At 64.5% G+C, this 20,397-nt stretch carries 13 protein-coding genes and 1 pseudogene; 4 read left to right on the top strand and 10 right to left on the bottom strand.

The genetic code is table 11. The features are described 5' to 3' along the window. Positions 1 to 4: 4 nt before the first annotated feature. Both gap and tkt read right to left on the bottom strand, forming a co-directional pair. Complete coding sequence (gene gap / locus YWC_RS0119530) at positions 5 to 1,015, bottom strand: type I glyceraldehyde-3-phosphate dehydrogenase (protein WP_027866900.1); 1,011 nt, start codon at positions 1,013 to 1,015, stop codon at positions 5 to 7. A gap of 92 nt (positions 1,016 to 1,107) precedes the next feature. Further along, positions 1,108 to 3,105: a transketolase gene (gene tkt / locus YWC_RS0119525; protein ID WP_027866899.1), complete on the bottom strand. Its 1,998-nt coding sequence runs from the start codon at positions 3,103 to 3,105 to the stop codon at positions 1,108 to 1,110. Positions 3,106 to 3,225: 120 nt separating this feature from the next. Here tkt and YWC_RS0119520 point away from each other — a divergent pair, with 120 nt between their 5' ends. Beyond that, positions 3,226 to 3,951 carry a 16S rRNA (uracil(1498)-N(3))-methyltransferase gene (locus tag YWC_RS0119520; protein WP_027866898.1) on the top strand — a complete coding sequence of 242 codons (726 nt, stop codon included), beginning with the start codon at positions 3,226 to 3,228 and terminating at the stop codon, positions 3,949 to 3,951. Between the two features lie 91 nt (positions 3,952 to 4,042). Here the strand turns inward: YWC_RS0119520 and YWC_RS0119515 are convergent, their stop codons facing one another. Continuing rightward, the gene (locus YWC_RS0119515) at positions 4,043 to 7,036 is read right to left on the bottom strand and encodes an outer membrane beta-barrel protein (RefSeq protein WP_027866897.1); all 2,994 of its coding nucleotides are present in this window, start codon (positions 7,034 to 7,036) and stop codon (positions 4,043 to 4,045) included. A 744-nt stretch (positions 7,037 to 7,780) separates the two neighbouring features. Continuing rightward, positions 7,781 to 10,726, bottom strand: coding sequence for a TonB-dependent receptor (locus YWC_RS0119510; protein WP_169728138.1), 2,946 nt, complete (start codon positions 10,724 to 10,726; stop codon positions 7,781 to 7,783). Between the two features lie 421 nt (positions 10,727 to 11,147). Between YWC_RS0119510 and YWC_RS0119505 the strand changes: the two genes are divergently transcribed. Then, a complete protein-coding gene (locus tag YWC_RS0119505) occupies positions 11,148 to 12,764 on the top strand; it encodes an NAD(P)/FAD-dependent oxidoreductase (protein ID WP_027866895.1) in 1,617 nt (538 codons plus the stop codon). Further along, positions 12,761 to 13,633, top strand: coding sequence for an EamA family transporter (locus YWC_RS0119500; protein WP_371846435.1), 873 nt, complete (start codon positions 12,761 to 12,763; stop codon positions 13,631 to 13,633). Before YWC_RS0119505 ends, YWC_RS0119500 begins: the two co-directional genes overlap by 4 nt. Here the strand turns inward: YWC_RS0119500 and corA are convergent. The 5 genes from corA to glnA all read right to left on the bottom strand — a co-directional run bounded on the left by corA (position 13,630) and on the right by glnA (position 19,384). Further along, entirely contained in the window at positions 13,630 to 14,598 is a 969-nt protein-coding gene (gene corA / locus YWC_RS0119495; protein WP_027866893.1) for a magnesium/cobalt transporter CorA, read from the bottom strand. The genes YWC_RS0119500 and corA overlap by 4 nt on opposite strands. 51 nt (positions 14,599 to 14,649) lie before the next feature. Then, positions 14,650 to 16,131 (bottom strand): nitrogen regulation protein NR(I), encoded by a 1,482-nt coding sequence (ntrC, locus tag YWC_RS0119490; protein WP_027866892.1) that lies wholly within the window; start codon positions 16,129 to 16,131, stop codon positions 14,650 to 14,652. Positions 16,132 to 16,217: 86 nt separating this feature from the next. After that, a complete protein-coding gene (gene glnL, locus YWC_RS0119485; RefSeq protein ID WP_027866891.1) occupies positions 16,218 to 17,291 on the bottom strand; it encodes a nitrogen regulation protein NR(II) in 1,074 nt (357 codons plus the stop codon). Further along, positions 17,288 to 17,809: a DUF4124 domain-containing protein gene (locus YWC_RS0119480; RefSeq protein WP_051306587.1), complete on the bottom strand. Its 522-nt coding sequence runs from the start codon at positions 17,807 to 17,809 to the stop codon at positions 17,288 to 17,290. The genes glnL and YWC_RS0119480 overlap by 4 nt, the downstream gene beginning before the upstream one ends. Before the next feature lie 159 nt (positions 17,810 to 17,968). After that, a complete protein-coding gene (glnA, locus tag YWC_RS0119475) occupies positions 17,969 to 19,384 on the bottom strand; it encodes a type I glutamate--ammonia ligase (protein WP_027866889.1) in 1,416 nt (471 codons plus the stop codon). 286 nt (positions 19,385 to 19,670) lie between these two features. Here glnA and YWC_RS0119470 point away from each other — a divergent pair, with 286 nt between their 5' ends. After that, on the top strand, positions 19,671 to 20,129 hold the full coding sequence (locus YWC_RS0119470; protein ID WP_027866888.1) for a rhodanese-like domain-containing protein: 459 nt from the start codon (positions 19,671 to 19,673) through the stop codon (positions 20,127 to 20,129). A gap of 23 nt (positions 20,130 to 20,152) precedes the next feature. On the opposite strand, the pseudogene YWC_RS33590 reads toward YWC_RS0119470, so the two are convergent. Continuing rightward, positions 20,153 to 20,397 (bottom strand): annotated as a pseudogene (locus tag YWC_RS33590) (IS110 family transposase); the annotation flags it as partial.

The raw sequence follows: 20,397 nt of genomic DNA, 5'->3' as shown, positions 1-20,397 counted from the left end.
GAAATTACTTGGCGTTCATCAGTGCGACGGTGGTGTCCAGCATGCGGTTCGAGAAGCCCCACTCGTTGTCATACCAGGACGAGACCTTCACCAGGCGGCCCGAGACTTTGGTCAGGGTCGCATCGAAGTTCGACGATGCCGGGTTGTGGTTGAAGTCCACCGAGACCAGCGGGTCGGTGTTGTAGGTCAGGATGCCTTTGAGGGCGCCTTCCGAAGCCGACTTCATGATCTGGTTGACTTCGTCGACGGTGGTGTCGCGCTTGGCGATGAAGGACAGGTCGACGATCGACACGTTGATGGTCGGTACGCGGATCGCGAAGCCGTCCAGCTTGCCGTTCAGTTCCGGCAGCACCAGGCCGACCGCGGCGGCGGCGCCGGTCTTGGTCGGGATCATCGACTGGGTGGCCGAACGGGCGCGGCGCAGGTCTTCGTGCATCACGTCGGTCAGCACCTGGTCGTTGGTGTAGGCGTGCACGGTGGTCATCAGGCCGGTTTCCAGGCCGATGGCGTCGTGCAGCGGCTTGACCAGCGGGGCCAGGCAGTTGGTGGTGCAGGATGCGTTCGAGATCACGGTGTCGGTCGACTTCAGCACGTCCTGGTTCACACCAAAGACGATGGTGGCGTCGACGTCCTTGCCGCCCGGCGCCGAGATGATGACCTTCTTGGCGCCACCCTTCAGGTGGGCCGAGGCTTTCTCTTTGGTGGTAAAGAAGCCGGTGCACTCGAGCACCACGTCCACGCCCAGCTCGCCCCATGGGATCTCGGCCGGGTTACGCTGTGCGAACACGCGGATCTTGTCGCCGTTGACGATCATGTTGTCGCCTTCTACCGTGACGGTGCCCGGGAACTTGCCGTGCGCGGTGTCATAGCGGGTCAGGTGGGCGTTCGATTCGGCGTTGCCGAGGTCGTTGATCGCCACGATCTGGATGTCTTGCTTCTTGCCGCCTTCATAGAAGGCGCGCAGGATGTTGCGGCCGATGCGGCCATAACCGTTGATTGCAACTTTGATCGTCATTGCTTAGCTCCTGATTATAGAAAAAAAACTTTTCGTACCGCAGATAAGGCAGATAGCAAGCGGGCCGCCCGAAGGCAGCCCGCTGAAACACGTTACGCCGCGATGACGCCCTTGGCCTTGGCCACGACGTTCTCGACGGTGAAGCCGAAGTGCTTGAACAGCACCGGCGCCGGCGCCGATTCGCCGAAGGTGTCGATGCCGACCACCGCGCCTTCCAGGCCCACGTACTTGTACCAGAAGTCGGTCACGCCGGCTTCGATGGCGACACGCGGGATGCCGCGCGGGAGGACCGAGGCCTTGTAGGCGGCGTCCTGGCGCTCGAACACGTCGGTCGACGGCATCGAGACCACGCGGGCATTGATGCCCTCGCCTGCCAGCGCGTCGGCAGCCTTCATGGCCAGCTCGACTTCCGAACCGGTGGCGATCAGGACGACTTTTGCGTCGGCGGCGTCGCGCAGCACGTAACCACCCTTGGCCACGTTGGCGATGGTGGCGCCGTCACGCTCCATGAACGGCAGGTTCTGGCGCGAGAAGATCAGGGTCGACGGGCCGTCCTTGCGCTGCACTGCCGCGCCCCAGGCCACCTGCGATTCGACGGTGTCGCACGGACGCCAGTTGTCCAGGTTCGGGATCAGGCGCAGCGACGAGACGTGCTCGATCGACTGGTGGGTCGGGCCGTCTTCGCCCAGGCCGATCGAGTCGTGGGTGAACACGAACAGCGAACGGATCTTCATCAGCGCGGCCATGCGCAGGGCGTTGCGGCTGTAGTCCGAGAAGGTCAGGAAGGTCGCGCCGAACGGGATGAAGCCGCCGTGCAGGGCGACGCCGTTCTGGATCGCGGCCATGCCGAATTCGCGCACGCCGTAGTTGATGTGGTTGCCCGGGATGCCCGAGCGCACCGCCACCGATTCCTTCCAGTTGGTCAGGTTCGAGCCGGTCAGGTCGGCCGAGCCGCCCAGGAATTCCGGCATGCTTGGCGCCAGGGCCTGGATCGCGTTCTGCGAGGCCTTGCGGGTGGCGATGGTTTCCTTCTTTTCCACGCAGGTGGCGATGGCGGCGTCCAGCACTTCATTGAAGTTACCCGGCAGCTCGCCCTTCATGCGGCGCTCGAATTCGGCGGCCAGTTCCGGGTGCGCGCCGCGGTATTGTTCGAACTTGGCGTTCCATTCGGCTTCCATCTGCGCGCCGCGCTCTTTCGCGTCCCAGGCTTTGTAGATCTCGCCCGGGATGTCGAACGGAATCGGATCCCACAGCAGGTGCTGGCGCACGGCCGCGATTTCCTTGTCGCCCAGCGGGGCGCCGTGGACCTTGTCGCCGCCTTCCAGGTTCGGGGCGCCCTTGCCGATGATGGTCTTGCACATGATCAGGGTCGGACGGTCGGATTGCTTGGCCTGCTCGATGGCGGCGGACACGTCGGCCACGCTGTGGCCGTCGATCTGGCCGATCACGTTCCAGCCGTAGGCTTCGAAGCGCTTGCGGGTGTCGTCGGTGAACCAGCCTTCCACGCGGCCGTCGATCGAGATGCCGTTGTCGTCGTACAGCCAGATCAGCTTGTTCAGGCGCAGGGTGCCGGCCAGCGAGGCCACTTCGTGCGAGATGCCTTCCATCAGGCAGCCGTCGCCCAGGAAGGCGTAGGTGTAATGGTCGACCACGTCGTAGCCCGGGCGGTTGAATTCATAGCCCAGCAGCCATTCGGCCAGCGCCATGCCGACCGAGTTGGCGATGCCCTGGCCCAGCGGGCCGGTGGTGGTTTCCACGCCCGGGGTGATGCCCACTTCCGGGTGGCCCGCGGTTTTCGAGTGCAGCTGGCGGAAATCGCGCAGGTCGTCCATCGTCAGGTCGTAGCCGGCCAGGTGCAGCATCGCGTAGTGCAGCATCGAGCCGTGGCCGTTCGAGAGCAGGAAACGGTCGCGGTTGAACCAGCCCGGATTGGCCGGATTGTGGCGGTAGTGCTTGTCCCACAGCGCAACGCCGATCTCGGCCATGCCCATTGGCATGCCCGGGTGGCCGGAGTTGGCTTTCTGGACAGCGTCCATCGCCAGCGCGCGGATCGCGTTGGCCATCAGGGTGGTGGTTTGCGTAGATTTCATGAGCGTACGGTGGTCTGGATTGGAAAGCGGTGGCGTGCAGCTAGGCCGTAACCCGGTATTTTAGCAGACCAAGGTGCTGCCGAATTAAAATGCAGGTTTTCCCTCTCCATAAAGAGCCGCATGCCCCGCTTTTATTGCCCCGCCCCGCTCGTGACCGGCGCCACCGTCGACCTGCCCGAGACCGTCGCCCACCACCTGCACGTGCTGCGCATGCAGCCGGGCGACGCCCTCACCCTGTTCGACGGCAGCGGCGGCCAGTATGCCGCCGCCCTGGCCGACATCGGCAAGCGGCGCGCCAGCGCGCTGCTGGGCGCCCACGACCCGCTCGACGTGGAACTGCCCTATGCCCTCACCCTGGCGCAGGGCCTGCCGGAAGGCTCGAAGATGGACTGGATCATCGAGAAGGCGGTGGAACTGGGCGTGGCGCGCATCGCACCGCTGGCGGCGCGCCGCAGCGTGGTGCGCCTGTCCGGCGAACGTGCGGAAAAGCGCCACCTGCACTGGGAAGGCGTGATCGTGTCAGCTTCCGAGCAGTGCGGGCGCAACCGGCTGGCGCAGCTGGCCCCGGTCATGGACTTCGGGCGCTGGATCGCCACGCCCTCCTCCACGCCGCGCATCCTGCTGAGCCCGCGCGCGACCACCTCGCTGGCCGAGTGGGCGCGCACCGCAGGCCCGCAGGCCGCGAGCCTGATGGTCGGTCCGGAAGGCGGGTTCACGGGCGAGGAGGAAGATGCGGCCATCGAGGCGGGGGCGATCGCCCTGTCGGTCGGCCCGCGCGTGCTGCGCACCGAAACCGCGGCGCTGGCGGCGGTGGCGATGCTGAACGGGCTCTGGAACGGCATGTAATTTTTACCGTTTGGTAAAAAATCCTTGCTCGTCTATATATAGATAAAAAACCGGCCCCTTGCGGGGCCGGTTTCATGCTGCCTGTTCTCGATTAGAACGAGTAGCGTGCGCCCAGGTACAGGCGGCGCGGGTCGAGGAAGGCGTTCGACTGGCCGAACTGGTACTTGCCGGTCGAGTTGACCAGGGCCTGGGCCGCGGTACCCGACTGCTTGTCCAGCACGTTGAACAGATCGACGAAGAATTCGACCTTCTGGCTGCCGGCCAGCTTGTAGGTGTACTTCAGGCGCATGTCGAAGGTGTAGTACGACGGGCCGGTCTGGCTGCCGATCGAACCGGCCTTGATCCAGGTATCGGTCACACCGCCGAAGGTGTACTCGTCGTCCATCTCCGGCAGGTAGCGGCCGGACACCAGCTGCGAACGGGTGTACAGCAGGCCGCTGTTCCAGTTGAACACGCCGCTGATCTCGAGGCCATTGTCGAAGTAATAGGTACCGTAGCCCTTGAACTGGTGCTTGATGTTGCCAGGCTGCGGACCGTAGGCGTTCGGCGCGCGCGGATCCAGTGCGACCCAGTCACCCTGGAAGTCGGCGTTACTATCCGAGTTGGTATTGCCCTTGGCTTCGTTCCAGGTGTACGAGACCGAACCCATCCAGTTGTTGCGCTTGGCCTTGGTCAGGCTGACCTCGACGCCCTGGTAGTCACGCTTGCCGCCGGCCAGCGTGCCCAGCACGTAGTTCGAGTTCGGCTTCGACGAGTAACCGAAGTACGAGTACGGCAGGTAGAACGGGGAACCCGGACCGGCATGGCTTGGCACCGTGTTGTCCGGATCCGAATACAGCGCCAAGTCGTAGTCTTCCAGGATGTCGCGGGTGCGGCGCTTGGTGTAGGCGATCGACGCGGTCCAGTCGCGGCCGATGTTGGTCGCGTAGCCGAGCATGAACTCGTCGGTGTACGGCGTCTTGGTGGTCGGCGCGAACACGGCATCCGGCTGCTTCTCGCCGCCGCGGGTACGGAAGGTCACCCAGCGGTCGCCCACGAAGACCTGCTCTTCCTGCACCGGACCGGTCAGGTTGCCGGCGAAGTCCGACATGTTGGTGCGGATCGGGTCGTAGTAGCGGCCCAGGAAGCCCCAGATCTTGCTGCGGCCTTCGCCGGTCGGGTCGTACACCACGTTCAGGCGCGGGGCCAGCTTCCACTCGAACTTGGCCGACTGGTTGCCCTTCGAATCCTTGTGGGTCCACTCTTCGGCACGCACGCCAGCGCCGATGGTCAGGTTGCCCTTGGTCCAGGTATCCTGCAGGTAGGCGGCCTTGCCGGTCGCTTCCACGGTGTAGGGCGAGGATTGGGCTTCGCGGATGCGGTACAGGTTGACCTGGCCGTTCGGGTTGCCGGCGGTGCTGCCGAAGCGCATCGCGCGGACTTCCGGATCGCTGATGCTGCCATCGCGGTTGGCGTCGAGCAGGCTGTAGAAGTAGGCACGGTCGGTGGCCGACGATCCGTTGATCGCGTCGATGATACGCGGGATGTCGCCGACGACGACCGGACGGCCGGTCCAGTTGGAGCTGGCAGCGGCGGCCTCGGTGAACGAGACGTTGCCCTGGGCCGCATTCATCGACTGGTACTGCGCCTTCTCGGAGCCGGTATAGCGCGAGTCTTCGAAGTACTCGTTCTTCGAGGTCAGGAAGCCGCCCTTGATGGTATGGGTGCCCGAGTTGGCGGTCTCCCAGAAGTACTCCGCGGTCAGGCCGATTTCGTCACGGTTACGTTCCGTGATCGTGTCGGTACCGAAGCCGCCCAGCTGCACCTGGCGCAGCGTTGGGGACGGCGGGGTACGGAACAGGATGGTATTGCGGGTCGACGGGTCGGCAGCGAAGTCCGACACTTCACCTTCATGGCGGAACGCATACGCCGTCACGCGCAGGTTGTCCATGTCGCGCGAATACTGGACGTTGTAGTTGTTGCCGCCCTGCTTGCGACGGGTGTCGCGGTTGTTCAGCGTGGTGGCGGTGGTGGTGCCGGTGGTTTCGGTCGGGTCGTTGAAGAACGAGGCCACCAGGCGGTCGTTCTCGGTCGCCTGCCAGGTCACCTTCAGGAAGCCGAGGCGGTCGTCGCGGTTGACGGTACGCATGAATTCGTTGGTGTCCGAGTTGACCACGTCGGTCTCGCGCGCCTTCTTCTGGTAGGAACCGAAGAACCACAGCTTGTCCTTGATGATCGGACCGCCCAGGGTCACGGCCGCGTCGTAGGTCGAGAAGCCGGACGAGGTGGAGTTCTTGTAGTCGGCGACCAGGTTGTCGTTCTGGAGGTAGTAGTTGATCGAGCCGTGGTATTCGTTACCACCCGACTTGGTGATCACCTTCGAGACCAGGCCCGAGCCGCCCGCGTATTCCGCCGGGATGCCGCCGGTCAGGATCTGCTGTTCCTGGATGATTTCCGAGTTGATGTTCGAGCCGAAGGTGCCGGTGCTCGGGTCGGTGACGTCGACGCCGTCCAGGATGTAGACGTTGTCCGACGAGGAGCCGGTGGCGCCGCCGATGTCGGAGTAGTTCACGCCCGATTTCGACGATGGGTTGCCGCCGGCCGAAGGCTTGACGCCCGGGACCAGCTGCAGGTAGCTCTGGTAGTTACGGCCGGTCGGCAGCGATTCCACGACGCCCAGGTTGAGGATGGTGCCCACGGTAGCCGAGGTGGTGTCGACCTGCACCAGGCGCGAACCGGTCACGACGACCTGCTGTGCGCCCGGGGTGCCGGCGGCGTCGCCACCGATCGAGTAGGCGACCAGCGGGTTCTGGTTCGAGACCACGGCGACGTTGGTGGCGGCGAAGTTCGAGTAGCCAGGTGCGACCACTTCGACCTTGTAGTCGGTGGCCGGGTCGAGGCCGGCGATACGGACGGTACCGTCCGCTTCGGTCGTGCCGGTCTTGGTGACCAGGCTGCTCGGCGAGCTCACGCGCACCGTGGCGCCAGCGACCGGCTTGCCCCCTGCGCCGGTGATGGCGATACGCAGGCCACCGGTTTCGGCGGCCAGGGCTGCGCCCATGAAGCACATGCCGATCGCCACCGAAATCGCCGAACGACGCAGCATGGTCGCCTTCGACGTTTGTTTTACCGTATGCAACATAACTCTCCCATTCCTTTAGAAGCTAATTTTTTTAAAATCAGAGCATTGCAAGCGCAGAGCCCCGACGCACCAGCCGCGTTATTGCATTCACGGTTTGGTGCTTGCCTGCCCCGGGGATCCAACCTCTCTCCCGACTGGCAAAAAGAGGAATATTCATTCCTCGTTTCACTGGTTGTGCCAGCTCAACTTCCACATAGAATCACAGGCAAAGTTGTGCCGTCAATAATATCTGTTGGAAATATGCATACTTACAACACTCTTGGCTTCCTGGCTATGGCTGTCGCATGAAAGTGCCGTTTTTGCGGCGATGCAGCATAGATTGTGCGACGAAATCATCAAAATCCGGATAAAAACACGGCTTTTGGCGTCACTACAGAATTTACTACATGACAACACGGCCACGCCGAATTTTATAAACTTTTGGCGCAGCAATTATGCGCATGAGAAATATTCGCAAACTTGATCGATTTATGATTTGTAAGGCCGAAATGGATTTTTCTGGCAATCGCTTACTGACGAAAAATTCATCTATGCTCTGCGATAGTGCATTCAATTCACAGGGAATAAAGCCACCCACTACGATAAAGAAAGCGCTTTCAACTTGATGCCCCGCGACAGGGCCCCGTCATGGTGCATTTTTTTGGGAATAAAAAGCACAAGGCCGTGCCTGCATTGCAGACACGGCCTTGTCATTTACTTGGCAGGCGCTCAGAACTCGTACTGCGCCATGATGCGGACCGTGCGGCCGCCCTGGACGTTGAACGGACGCAGGTAGTTCGGGCTCGGCGTGCCGGCGGCGGTTTCGCCGGCCTCCTCGACACCCGAGACTTCACGCTCGTTGAATACGTTCATGACGTCGATCTGGAAGGTGGTGCCTTTCCATGCCTTCGGCTCGTAGGCCAGCTGCAGGCCCAGCTCCTTGGTCCAGCCCAGGCGGCCGCGGCTGCCGCGCGGGGCCGGCTTGCCGCCGCAGTAGAACGAGGCCGCGCCGTACTCCTGCGAGATGGTGTCCAGGTTGCCCGTGTAGTAGCCCAGGCAGTTCAGCGGACGGCCGCTCTGCAGCAGTACATTGGCGCCGACGCGCCACTCCGGATGCACCTGATAGGCGCCGAACAGCTTCAGGGTATGGCGGCGGTCGTTCGGCAGGTAGCCGTAGGCGCCTTCCATCAGGCCCGGGTAATCCCAGTCCTGGCTGATGCCGGCATCGTCCTGGCCGATGTCCGACTTGACGTAGCCTTCGGTATTGCCCTTGTTATAGGCGAGCACGTAGGAGCCCTGCAGGTTCCAGACGCCGTCCCAGGCACGCTCGAAGCTCAGCTCGAGCGAGTTGAAGACACGCTCCGGCTTCGGGAACTTCAGCGCCGCCGACGGGATCGTGACCGCGGTCAGGCCCTTGCCGTCTTCGAAGTCGATGTTGGCGGTCAGGTCCTTGCCCGGGTTGTACAGGAAGCAGTGGCCGATCGCCTCGGCCAGGATGTCGGCCTTGGCGGAATTGAAGCCGTTCGCGAGCGCCCAGTCGTAGGCACCCTCGTTGTTGCACATGTCGTCCATTACGCTCTTGAGCTTGCGATGGGTGAGCTTGGCGCCGACGGTCCAGCGGTTGCTGAGGGCCTGCTGCACGCCGACGATGAATTCGTCCTGGTACATCGGCTTGATGTTCGGGTCCACCACCGAACGCGGATCGCCCGCGCTGCCGTTCGAAGACACCAGGCGCTGGCCCAGCTGGGCGCCGCGGCCCGGACGCTGGAACTTGTCGCCGCTGAAGCTGCCGTTGAACGCGTAGTAGTCGTAGTAGTCGAGCTCGGCGCCGGACAGGCGCACGTTGGTGTTCGACATGACCGGGATGTAGTAGCGGCCGGCGTTGGCGTAGACCTTGGTCTGCTGGTTGCCCTGCACGTCCCACGACACGCCCAGGCGCGGGGCCCAGGTATTCTTCACCTTGATGAAGGTCTTGTCCTCGGCGTTCAGGTTCTCGAAGGACTCGTTGCGCACGCCGATGTTGGCGACCAGGTTCTTGGTGACCTGCCAGTTGTCTTCCAGGTACCAGGCCGAGTTCTTGGTGGTGAACGCGCCGCCGTTCTCGAAGTGGCGCGCCGAGATGTAGTCGATCGGGGCGCCGGTGTTGTTGACGTAGCCGTTGGCCAGCGCGCTGCCCGGGTTCAGGGTGAAGATGCGCTCGACCAGGCCGCCCGAGTAGAAGGTGCCGTCGACCACCTTGTACTTCTCGTTGTCCACGCCGAAGCGCAGGCCGTGGTCGCCCAGGTTCCACTCGGCGTCGATGCGCCATGCGCGGCGTTCGTCGTTCGCCTTCGGGTCGGTGATCTGGCTGGTCGATGCGCAGCCGTAGCGGGTCAGCGCATCGGTGCGGTCGTCACGCACGTACGGGCACGCGGCCGAGGTGATATCCGACTTGCGGTTGTAGCGGCCCAGGCCGGCCAGCGCCGACACCGTCAGGTCGTCCGTGACCCAGGAGGTGTACTTGGCGATGTAGTTCTCGCCGCCGGTGGTGTAGGTGTCCACGCCCAGGTCGGCGCCGCGCTGGGTGCCGTAGGGGACCGGCGAGACGTAGTTGTAGGCCTTGTCCTTGGCCTTGTCGCTGAAGCCCGTGAGCTCGAGGCGGTTGTCGTCGTTGATGTTCCAGTCGACCTTCAGCAGGTAGCGTGGCGTCGAGCTCTTCATCACCTCCTGGCGGCTGCTGTTGAAGGTCTCGCGCTCGATGTCGGCGCCCTGCACCAGGCCGAACACGAACAGCTTGTCCTTGATCACCGGACCGCCGACCCAGACGTTGGCCAGCAGTTCGTCGGTGCCGCCCGCGTTCGGGGCCATGTACCACTGGCCGGTGGTCGGGCTGCGTTCCGGGTGCAGGCTGGTGCCGCGCAGCGATTCCGGGGTCCAGATCGCATTCGCGCCGCCATGCCATTCGTTGGTGCCGCGCTTGGTGGTCACGCTCAGCACGCCGCCCAGCGAGCGGCCGTACTCGGGGCCGTAGCCGCCGGTCTTGACCTGCTGCTGCGCGATGCCTTCGAAAGGCACCTGGTTGAACGCCACGCCGTTCAGGTTGTTGGTGACGTTGAAGCCGTTGATGTAGTAGACGTTCTCGGCCGGCGATGCGCCGCCCAGCGAGGCCACGTTACCGGTGCGCAGCGCGGTGCCGCCGATCCGGCTGTCGCCGCGGGTCGCGCCCGGCGCCAGCAGGGCCACCGCGGTCACGTCGCGGGTCACCGGAATGCGGTCGATCGCCGCTTCGGTCAGGATGGTCGAGGATTCCGGCGACTTGACGTCGATGCGCTGCAGGCGGCCGGTGACGACGACGGTGCTGGTGCCGCTGGCCTCGAAGTTGGCCGAGGTCCCCTCGCCGGCGCTGACTGCCACCTGGCGTTCCTCGAGCGTGCCGTCGGGACGCTTGGCGCGCACGGTATAGGTGCCCGGCGGCAGCATGGTCAGCTGGTAGTCGCCGTTCTGGTTGACGGTCAGGGTGCGCGAGAGGCCGATCGACTTGTTCTCGATCGTGATCACGGTACCGGCCGCGGCGCGGCCGACGATGTCGCCGGCCGAGTTCGAGGCGGCCTGGGCGCTGCCGCTGGAGGCGAGGCTAGCGAGCGAGGCGGCAAATGCGATGCTCAACGCATGCGCCAACACTGTCTTTCTCAACATGGTGTGTCTTCCTTTGAATGTTGTCGACTGGGTAAATTCAGAATGCCTGCCAGGTGACATTCTTGAACCACTCCATGACAGCACCTGGCTCATCAGGAGGTCAACTATCCAAGAAAGAAGAGAGAAAATACATATACATATAAGACGTAGGCTGAGTTTTATGCGATTTTGGCGTTTTTATCGATAATTACCCGCTAGTCAGCTATTTTCCTCCGACAGGCAGGGAGATCCCGAACGACGGCCGCCGATCACGCTTCCCCCACCGATGGGGGAGTTCGAGTGTTTGTTTTATGCAACATCGAACACCGTCTCTCATCCCCTCCATGCGGGTCAGCTCTTGGGTAAAATAGCGGACTGGCCGGCCTGGCCCCGGCCCTTCCCTTTCATTGTTGCATTGCCAGCAACCAGGTTTTCGACTCCTATGCTCCGAATTAGCGAACTCAAGCTTCCTCTCAACCATCCCGAACCCGCCCTGCGCGACGCCATCCTTGCCCGCCTCGGCATCCAGGCCGCCGACCTGGTCGATTTCACGGTCTTCAAACGCAGCTACGACGCGCGCAAGAAGGCGGCGATCGTGCTGATCTACCAGATCGACGTCGATGTGCGTGACGAGGCCGCCGTGCTGGCGCGCCTTGCCAAGGACCAGCAGGTCTTTCCCTCGCCCGATACCGGTTACAAGTTCGTCCCCGCCGCCAAGCCGGCGCCAGGCACGCCGCGCCCGGTCGTGGTCGGGATGGGGCCCTGCGGCATGTTCGTGGCCCTGATCCTGGCCCAGATGGGCCTGAACCCGCTGGTGCTCGAGCGCGGGAAAATCGTGCGCGAGCGCACCGTCGACACCTTCGGCTTCTGGCGCAAGCGCAAGCTCAATACCGAGTCGAACGTGCAGTTCGGCGAAGGCGGCGCCGGCACCTTCTCGGACGGCAAGCTGTACAGCCAGATCAAGGACCCGAAGCATTACGGCCGCAAGGTGCTGACCGAATTCGTCAAGGCCGGCGCGCCGGAAGAGATCATGTACGTCAGCAAGCCGCACATCGGCACCTTCCGCCTGGTGAAGATGGTCGAGCAGATCCGCACCGAGATCACCCGGCTGGGCGGCGAGATCCGCTTCGAAACGCGGGTGGACGACATCTACGTCGGCGAAGAGAACGGCGTGCGCCAGGTCCAGGGCGTGCGCCTGTCGAACGGCGAAGAGATCCCCACCCGCCACCTGGTGATGGCGATCGGCCACAGCGCGCGCGACACCTTCGAACTGCTCTACGAGCGCGGCGTCTACGTCGAGGCCAAGCCCTTCTCGATCGGCTTCCGCGTCGAGCACCCGCAATCGCTGATCGACGTCTGCCGCTTCGGCCCGAACGCCGGCAACAAGCTGCTGGGCGCGGCCGACTACAAGATCGTGCACCACGCCTCCAACGGCCGTTCCGTGTACAGCTTCTGCATGTGCCCGGGCGGCACGGTAGTGGCCGCATCGAGCGAAGAAGGCCGCGTGGTCACCAACGGCATGAGCCAGTACTCGCGCAACGAGCGCAATGCCAACAGCGCCATCGTGGTCGGCATCACGCCCGAGGACTACCCGGGCCACCCGCTGGCCGGCATCGCCTTCCAGCGCGAGCTGGAATCGCGCGCCTACGTGCTGGGCGGCAGCAACTACGACGCGCCGGGCCAGCTCATGGGCGACTTCGTGCGCGGCGTTCCGTCGAAGGAATTCGGTTCGGTGGTTCCCTCGTTCAGGCCGGCGGTGCACCTGACCGACCTGGCGCCTTCGCTGCCCGAATACGCGATTCAAGCCCTGCGCGAAGCCTTCGTCGCCTTCGACAAGCAGATCAAGGGCTACTACAAGGAAGACGCGGTGCTGACCGGCGTCGAGACCCGCACCTCCTCGCCGATCCGCATCAAGCGCAACGACGATGACCTGCAAAGCCTGAACACGCGCGGCCTGTTCCCGGCCGGCGAAGGCGCGGGCTACGCCGGCGGCATCATGTCGGCGGCGGTGGACGGCATCCGCGTGGCGGAAGCCGTGGCGCTGGCGATGGCCGCGTGAGCGGAAGCGCCGGCGCGCAGGCAGGGGGCGGGACGCTCGGTCCCGGCCTGGCGATCCTGGCCTCGATGGTGTCGGTGAACGCCGGCGCCGCCTGGGCCAAGCACCTGTTCCCGCTGGTCGGCAGCCAGGGCGTGACCGCGGTGCGCGTCGGCCTGGCCGCCGTCATCATGCTGGCCATCGTGCGCCCGTGGCGCAGCCTGCCCGCGCGCCGCGACGCGCTCAACCTGCTCGTGTACGGCCTGATGCTGGGCTGCATGAACCTCTTGATCTACGGCGCCTTTGCGCGCATCCCGATCGGCATCGCGGTGGCCATCGAAGTGGTCGGCCCGCTGGGCGTGGTGGTGCTGTCCTCGCGCCGCGCGCGCGATTTCGCCTGGGTGCTGCTGGCGGCGTTCGGCCTGTGGCTGCTGGCGCCGGTGCACGAAGGCGTTGCCCCGCTCGATCCCGCCGGGGTGGCCTATGCGCTGGGCGCGGCCTTCTGCTGGGCGATGTACATCGTGTTCGGCAAGCGCGTTTCCCATCTCAATGGAGGACAGGCGGTAGCCTGGGGCATGCTGGCGGCGGCGCTGTTCACGGTGCCGGTGGGCGTCGCCCATGCGGGAGGGAGCCTGCTGCTGCCCACGGTGCTGGCCGGCGGCCTGGCGGTGGCGGTGCTGTCGAGCGCCCTGCCCTATTCCCTCGAGATGGCGGCGCTGGCGCGCCTGCCCCAGCGCGTATTCGGCATCCTGGTCAGCGCCGGGCCGGCCTTCGCGGCGCTGGCCGGCTGGGTGGTGCTGGGCGAGCGCCTGACCGGCTTGCAGTGGCTGGCGATCCTGCTGGTGATCCTGGCTTGCGGCGGAGCGGCGGCCACGGCGGGCAAGAAGGTTTAAAGCCAGCCGGCTTTCTTGAAGCGCCGGTACAGGTAGAAGCACACCCCGCCCATCACGCACAGCGCGGCCGGGTAGCCGTACTTCCACTTCAGCTCCGGCATGAATTCGAAGTTCATGCCCCAGATGCCGGCAAAGGCCGTGAACACGGCGAAGATCGCCGCGTACGAGGCCAGCTTCTTGCTGATGTCGTTCTCTTCGATCGCCACCATCGACAGCGTCACCTGGATCGCGGTATTGATGGTATCGCGCACCGCGTCCAGCCGTCCGAGGATGCGCAGCAGGTGGTCGTGGACGTCGCGCAGGTAGTCCTGGGTCTCGACCACGAGTCCCGGCACCCGGCCGCCGTGCAGCCGTCCGATCGCATCCATCAAGGGCACCACGGCATGGCGCAACACCTGCGACTTGCGCTTGAGCGCATACAGGCGCTCGACGTTGCCGCGCTGCCTGCCCTGCTGGCCGAAGATGTGGTCCTCGATCGATTCGAGTTCGGATTCGAGCATGTCGACTACCGGGAAGTAGCGGTCCACGACCGCGTCGACCAGCGCATACAGCACGAAGCCCGAGCCCTTCTTCAGCTGGTGCGGCTCGCGCTCGGCGCGGGCGCGCACGCCCAGGAAGCCGCGGTTGGCGTCGCGCCGCACCGACAGCACGTAGTTCGGTCCCGCGAAGATGGCCAGCTCGCCGGTGCTGATCTCGTCGCCATCGAGCTCCACGATGTGCACGGTCATGAAGAGGCTGTCGCCATACTCTTCCATCTTGGGACGCTGGTGCCCACGGGCGGCGTCTTCCACTGCCAGTTCGTGCAGGTTGAACTCCTCCTGCATGGTGGCGATTTCCGCGGCATCCGGGTCGCGCAAGGCGACCCAGACGAAGGTTCCGGGCTCTTTCAGGTGTTCGCTGATATCCACGACCGGGATATCGGACAATTTCTTGCCTTCCTGGTAGGCGACACAGTTAATCAGCATGAATGGTGTAAGCGGCAAATCGGCATGATGCGCCAGCTTACACCATCGCTCCTATTCATCCCGTGCGCCATCTATCCCAAGCTCGACGATCTTGCGCGTGATGGTATTGCGCCCGATCCCGAGCCGCATCGCGGCGTCGTTCTTGCGCCCGTGCGTGTGCTTGAGCGCGGTCTTGATCAGGGCCGACTCGAACTGGCGCCCGAGCGTGTCCATCACGTCGGTCTGGCCGGCGCTGAGCATGCCGGCGGCCTGCTGTTCGAGCAGCGCGATCCAGCCTTCGGGCGACATCGGCGAGCCTGCTGCGGCTGCCGCCGCGGCCGTCGCCGGCGCCTGCGGGGTCCCGGCCGGACCCGGCTCCTGCAGGGGGGACACAAGCGGCGCCACTTGCGTCAGGTCGCGCGGCAGGTCCTTGACCTCGACGGTCTGGCCCGGGGCCATCACGGTGATCCAGTTGCACAGGTTTTCCAGCTGGCGCACGTTGCCGGGCAACTCCAGTCCGGCCAGGAAGCGCATCGCCTGTTCGGACAGGCGCTTCGGCTCGACGCCCAATTGTCGTGCGCTCTGCACCAGGAAGTGGCGCGCCAGGATCGGAATGTCCTCGCTGCGCTCGCGCAGCGAGGGCAGGCGCAGGCGGATCACGTTGAGGCGGTGATACAGGTCTTCGCGAAACAGCCCGTCGCGCACGCGCTGTTCCAGGTTCTGGTGGGTGGCGGCGATCACGCGCACATTGGCCTTGACCGGCTGGTGGCCGCCGACGCGGTAGAAGTGACCGTCCGACAGCACCCTGAGCAAGCGGGTCTGCAGATCGAAGGGCATGTCGCCGATCTCGTCCAGGAACAGGGTGCCGTTCTCGGCCTGCTCGAAGCGGCCGCGCCGCATCGCCTGGGCGCCGGTGAAGGCGCCGCGCTCGTGGCCGAACAGTTCCGATTCCAGCAGGTCCTTGGGAATGGCGGCGGTGTTCAGCGCGATGAAGGGCTGCGAGGCGCGCGGGCTGTGCTTGTGCAGGGCGCGCGCCACCAGCTCCTTGCCGGTGCCGCTCTCCCCCGTGATCAATACCGTCACGTTGGACTGCGACAGGCGGCCGATGGCGCGGAACACTTCCTGCATGGCCGGCGCGTGGCCGAGGATCTCGGGGGTCTCGGCGGGCGCCGCTTCCACGCTGGCTTCGCGCAGGCTTTCTTCCAGCGCGCGCCGGATCAGGCTGACTGCCTTGTCGATGTCGAAGGGCTTGGCAAGATAATCGAAGGCGCCGCCCTGGAACGAGGCGACCGCCGAATCGAGGTCGGAGAAGGCGGTGATGATGATGACCGGCAGGCCGGGATGGCGCGCCTTGACGGCGCCGAGCAGTTCGATGCCGGATTCGCCCGGCATGCGGATGTCCGACACCAGCACCTGCGGCGTATCGGTCTCGAAAGCGGCCAGCGCATCCTGCGCATTGGCGAAGCTGCGGGTCTCCAGGCTTTCGCGCGCCAGGGCTTTTTCCAGCACCCAGCGGATCGATGCGTCGTCGTCGACAATCCAGATTGGTTTCATGTGTTCGTGGTTCCCGCAATATGGATAACTCGGGGACTCACGGCTTGGAGCACGTAGCGCTCCTGTCCCATCCCCTTCTGCCCCGCTTATGGCAGGGGCAGCAGGATCCGGAAATCCGTCAGTCCAGGCCGGCTTTCGCACTCGATCACACCCAGGTGCTGCTGCACGAAGGTCTGCGCCAGCGTCAGCCCGAGGCCGCTGCCGCCTTCGCGCCCCGATACGAGCGGATAGAAGATGCGGTCGCGGATCTCGGGCGCGATGCCCGGTCCATTGTCGATGATATGCAAATCTAATGCCAGCCCATAACGGACCTTGGCCAGGGTGACCTGGCGCGCCACGCGGGTGCGCAGCACGATCTCGGCGTCGCCCGCCGCGATGCGCCCCCTCAATGCCTGGGCGGCGTTGTGGGCGATGTTCAGCACCACCTGGATCAGCTGCTCCATGTCGCCCCTGAACTCGGGGATCGAGGCGTCGTAGTCGCGCCGGATGCTCAGGCCCGTGGGGAACTCGGCCAGGATCAGGCTGCGCACGCGCTCGCACACCTCGTGGATGTTGACGTCGCCGACGATGTGGGGCTTGCGGTGCGGCGCCAGCAGGCGGTCGACCAGGGTCTGCAGGCGGTCGGCTTCCTTGATGATCACCTGGGTGTATTCGGACAGGTCGGCAAGGTGGTGCGGCGGCAGCTCGAGCTCGAGCAGCTGGGCCGCGCCGCGGATGCCGCCCAACGGGTTCTTGATCTCGTGCGCCAGGTTGCGGATCAGTTCCTTGTTGGCCTGGCTCTGGTCGAGGATGCGCTCCTCGCGGTCGAGCTTGAGCTGCTGGACGTTCTCGCGCAGCTCGATCAGCAGCTCGTCCTCGCCCAGTGCGCTGACGATGCTGTTGACGTGCAGGGGCTCGCGCCCGTTACGCTGCAAGACCAGGTCCTGGCGCAGGTCGGCGTACTGGTGCGCCAGCGCCTGCGCACACAGCGCGGCCAGCTCCTGGCCATTGGTAAAGAGTTCGGGCAGCGGCGCGCGCTGCAGGGATTTCAACGAGAGTTCGAGCAGGTTCTCGGCGGCCGGATTGGCGTAACGCACCTCGCCCACGGGGCCCAGCAGCAGGACGCTCGATGCCAGCAGGTCGAGGCCGGCGAAACGCGACGCGGATGCCGGCTCGCTCATCGGATATTGCTGATCTCGCGCTGCAGCGCTTCGATGTTGCGCTCGGTGCGGCCGATCTCGGCGCGCATCGAGGCGACCCGCTCCTGGTACTTGGCGTAGTTGCGCTCGTTGCCCTGGCGTTCCGGCTCGCCGTTGTTGAAGTCGCGGCGCAGCTCAAGCAGCTTCTTCTGCTCGATGCGCAGTTCGTCGTTGAGGATCTCGCGGCGGTCGTCGTCGCGCGCCCGTTGCTGGACCGTGTCGACGCGCGGGAAGCTGGCCGGGCTGACGGCGGCGGCCGGCCCCGGGCTCATCGGGCGCACGGCCGGGATCGGCGCGGAGGCGCGCGGCGCCGGCGGCGGAGAATAGCCCGGCAGGTCGAGAGCCTTGCAGCCTTTACGGCTGGTGTCGGTGAATTCCACGCGTCCCTGGTCGTCCACGCACTTGTAGACGGTGCCCTGCGCGTGCGCTCCGTTGTGGAGCGCCATGGCGGCGGCCAGGACAATCATGGAGCGGCTGACGAAGCTAATTGTCTTTCCCATCAGAAATCAGTCTGCACAATAAACGTGCACGCATTGTAGTCCGGCCCGAGTGTACAGCAAGGATGAAAAAAGGCGGGGAAAGCCCTCGCTTTCCCCGCCTTTGTTACAGACCCTTACGCCCGGTGATGCATGAGCGCAACGGTTCTGTTGACCAATCGATTACGCCGAGTAGTACATGTCGAATTCGACCGGATGCGGGGTCATGCGCATGCGCTGCACTTCGTTCATCTTCAGCTCGATATAGGCATCGATCATGGCGTCCGAGAACACGCCGCCGCGGGTCAGGAACTCGCGGTCCTTGTCCAGGGCTTCCAGCGCTTCTTCCAGCGAGGCGCAGACGGTCGGGATCAGCTTGTCTTCTTCCGGCGGCAGGTGGTACAGGTCCTTGGTCGCGGCTTCGCCCGGGTGGATCTTGTTCTGGATGCCGTCCAGGCCCGCCATCAGCAGCGCGGCGAAGCACAGGTAGACGTTGGCCAGCGGATCCGGGAAGCGGGTCTCGATGCGGCGGCCCTTCGGGTTCGCCACGTGCGGGATGCGGATCGAGGCCGAACGGTTCTTGGCCGAGTAGGCCAGCTTGACCGGCGCTTCGTAGCCCGGCACCAGGCGCTTGTACGAGTTGGTGCCCGGGTTGGTGATCGCGTTCAGGGCGCGCGCGTGCTTGATGATGCCGCCGATGTAGAACAGCGCGGTTTCCGACAGGCCGGCGTAGCCGTCGCCTGCGAACAGGTTCTTGCCGTCTTTCCAGACCGACTGGTGCACGTGCATGCCCGAGCCATTGTCGCCGTTGATCGGCTTCGGCATGAAGGTCGCGGTCTTGCCGTAGCTGTGGGCGACGTTCCAGATCACGTACTTCATGTTCTGGGTCCAGTCGGCGCGCTCGACCAGGGTCGAGAACTTGGTGCCGATTTCGTTCTGGCCGGCGCCGGCCACTTCGTGGTGGTGCACTTCGACCGGGATGCCCATCGATTCGAGGATCAGGCACATTTCCGAGCGCATGTCCTGGAAGCTGTCGACCGGCGGGACCGGGAAGTAGCCGCCCTTGACGGTCGGGCGATGGCCGCTGTTGCCGCCTTCGATGTCCTTGTCGGTCGACCACGAGGCTTCGTCCGAGTCGATCTTGACGAAGCAGCCCGACATGTCGATGCGCCACTTGATCGAGTCGAAGATGAAGAATTCCGGTTCCGGGCCGAAGAAGGCGGTATCGCCGATGCCGGTCGACTTCAGGTAGGCTTCGGCGCGCTTGGCGATCGAGCGCGGGTCACGGTCGTAGCCCTTGCCGTCCGACGGCTCGATCACGTCGCACTGCAGGAACAGGGTGGTCTCTTCCATGAACGGGTCGATGTTGGCCGTGTTCGGGTCCGGCAGCAGCAGCATGTCGGACGCTTCGATGCCCTTCCAGCCGGCGATCGACGAACCGTCGAAGGCGTGGCCCGACTCGAACTTGTCTTCGTCGAAGTGCGAGACCGGCACGGTCACGTGGTGCTCCTTGCCGCGGGTATCTGCAAAGCGCAGGTCAACGAACTTCACTTCGTTGTCTTTGATAAGTTGAATTACGTCTGCAGCCGTCTTTGCCATTCGTATCTCCTGATTGAAAAGGGGGTGCCGCGCCGGAAAACCTCGCAGCGGGGCAACTTGCTGTAAGTCAAAGCATGAACCGTGCCAAGCTGCCGTTATGAACAAATGCACAATGCTTCGTTGGAAATCGCTCGTATCCGGCCTAGAATCTTCCGAGCGGGGCATCGCCTGGCAGTGCACCTCCGCACCATCCTGGTGCGAGAGTGGCGCCGATGCACCATCGCAGCGCAGGATACACCGAACCAAGTTGGTGCATCGACTTTTCTTGTTCAAAACGGATCACATCATGACGACTACCGAGACCATCCTTGCCCAAGCCCGCCAGCGCGCCGGCGGCCAGCCCTATGCCGGCGCGGTCACGCCCGAAGAAGCCTTCGCGCTCCTGCAGAGCGACCCGCGCGTGAAGCTGGTCGACGTGCGCACCAATGCCGAGCGCGACTGGGTCGGCCGGGTGGCGATTCCGGACACCCAGCACGTCGCGGTGGAATGGGCCACCTATCCCGGCGGGGCGCCGAATCCGGCCTTCGGTGCGCAGCTGGAGCAGGTGGCGCGCAAGGACGAGGTGCTGCTGTTCCTGTGCCGCTCGGGGGTGCGCTCGCGCCACAGCGCGCGCGCGGCGACCGAACACGGGTATGCCGAGTCCTACGACATCCTGGAAGGTTTCGAGGGCGACCGCGATGCGGAGGGGCACCGCAAGACGGTCGGCGGCTGGTGCAAGGCGGGGCTGCCCTGGATCGGGGCCTGAAGATGTAGATACTGTTATGGTCGTCAAACGGTGTGCAAGGCCGGATCGAACTTTTCGCCAGCTTTTAGCACACCGAAGGCAACATGAAGCAGCTTGCGCATCATGGCAACAATGATCGTCATCGGCTTCTTGCCATTACGCGTCAGGCGTTCAAGGAAAGGCCTTGCCCAGGTCGTGCGATAAAGTGTACACATTGCTGGCATGTACAGGAGCTTTCGGATGACGCCATGTCCGAACCTGGAAATATGGGGTTTGCCTCGAACACTGC

The organism is Massilia alkalitolerans DSM 17462 (assembly GCF_000427785.1).
GTDB classification, from domain to species: Bacteria; Pseudomonadota; Gammaproteobacteria; order Burkholderiales; family Burkholderiaceae_D; genus Telluria; species Telluria alkalitolerans.
The sequence above is the reverse complement of the archived record's forward strand: the minus strand, read 5'-3'. Positions and strand labels throughout refer to the sequence as shown.

Coding starts and splice junctions, on each gene's coding strand:
- YWC_RS0119520 (WP_027866898.1), top strand. CDS start 3,226: ATGCCCCGCTTTTATTGCCCCGCCCCGCTCGTGACCGGCGCCACCGTC.
- corA (WP_027866893.1), bottom strand. CDS start 14,598: ATGCTGATTAACTGTGTCGCCTACCAGGAAGGCAAGAAATTGTCCGAT.
- YWC_RS0119510 (WP_169728138.1), bottom strand. CDS start 10,726: ATGTTGAGAAAGACAGTGTTGGCGCATGCGTTGAGCATCGCATTTGCC.
- ntrC (WP_027866892.1), bottom strand. CDS start 16,131: ATGAAACCAATCTGGATTGTCGACGACGACGCATCGATCCGCTGGGTG.
- YWC_RS0119480 (WP_051306587.1), bottom strand. CDS start 17,809: ATGGGAAAGACAATTAGCTTCGTCAGCCGCTCCATGATTGTCCTGGCC.
- tkt (WP_027866899.1), bottom strand. CDS start 3,105: ATGAAATCTACGCAAACCACCACCCTGATGGCCAACGCGATCCGCGCG.
- YWC_RS0119470 (WP_027866888.1), top strand. CDS start 19,671: ATGACGACTACCGAGACCATCCTTGCCCAAGCCCGCCAGCGCGCCGGC.
- glnA (WP_027866889.1), bottom strand. CDS start 19,384: ATGGCAAAGACGGCTGCAGACGTAATTCAACTTATCAAAGACAACGAA.
- glnL (WP_027866891.1), bottom strand. CDS start 17,291: ATGAGCGAGCCGGCATCCGCGTCGCGTTTCGCCGGCCTCGACCTGCTG.
- gap (WP_027866900.1), bottom strand. CDS start 1,015: ATGACGATCAAAGTTGCAATCAACGGTTATGGCCGCATCGGCCGCAAC.
- YWC_RS0119505 (WP_027866895.1), top strand. CDS start 11,148: ATGCTCCGAATTAGCGAACTCAAGCTTCCTCTCAACCATCCCGAACCC.
- YWC_RS0119515 (WP_027866897.1), bottom strand. CDS start 7,036: ATGCTGCGTCGTTCGGCGATTTCGGTGGCGATCGGCATGTGCTTCATG.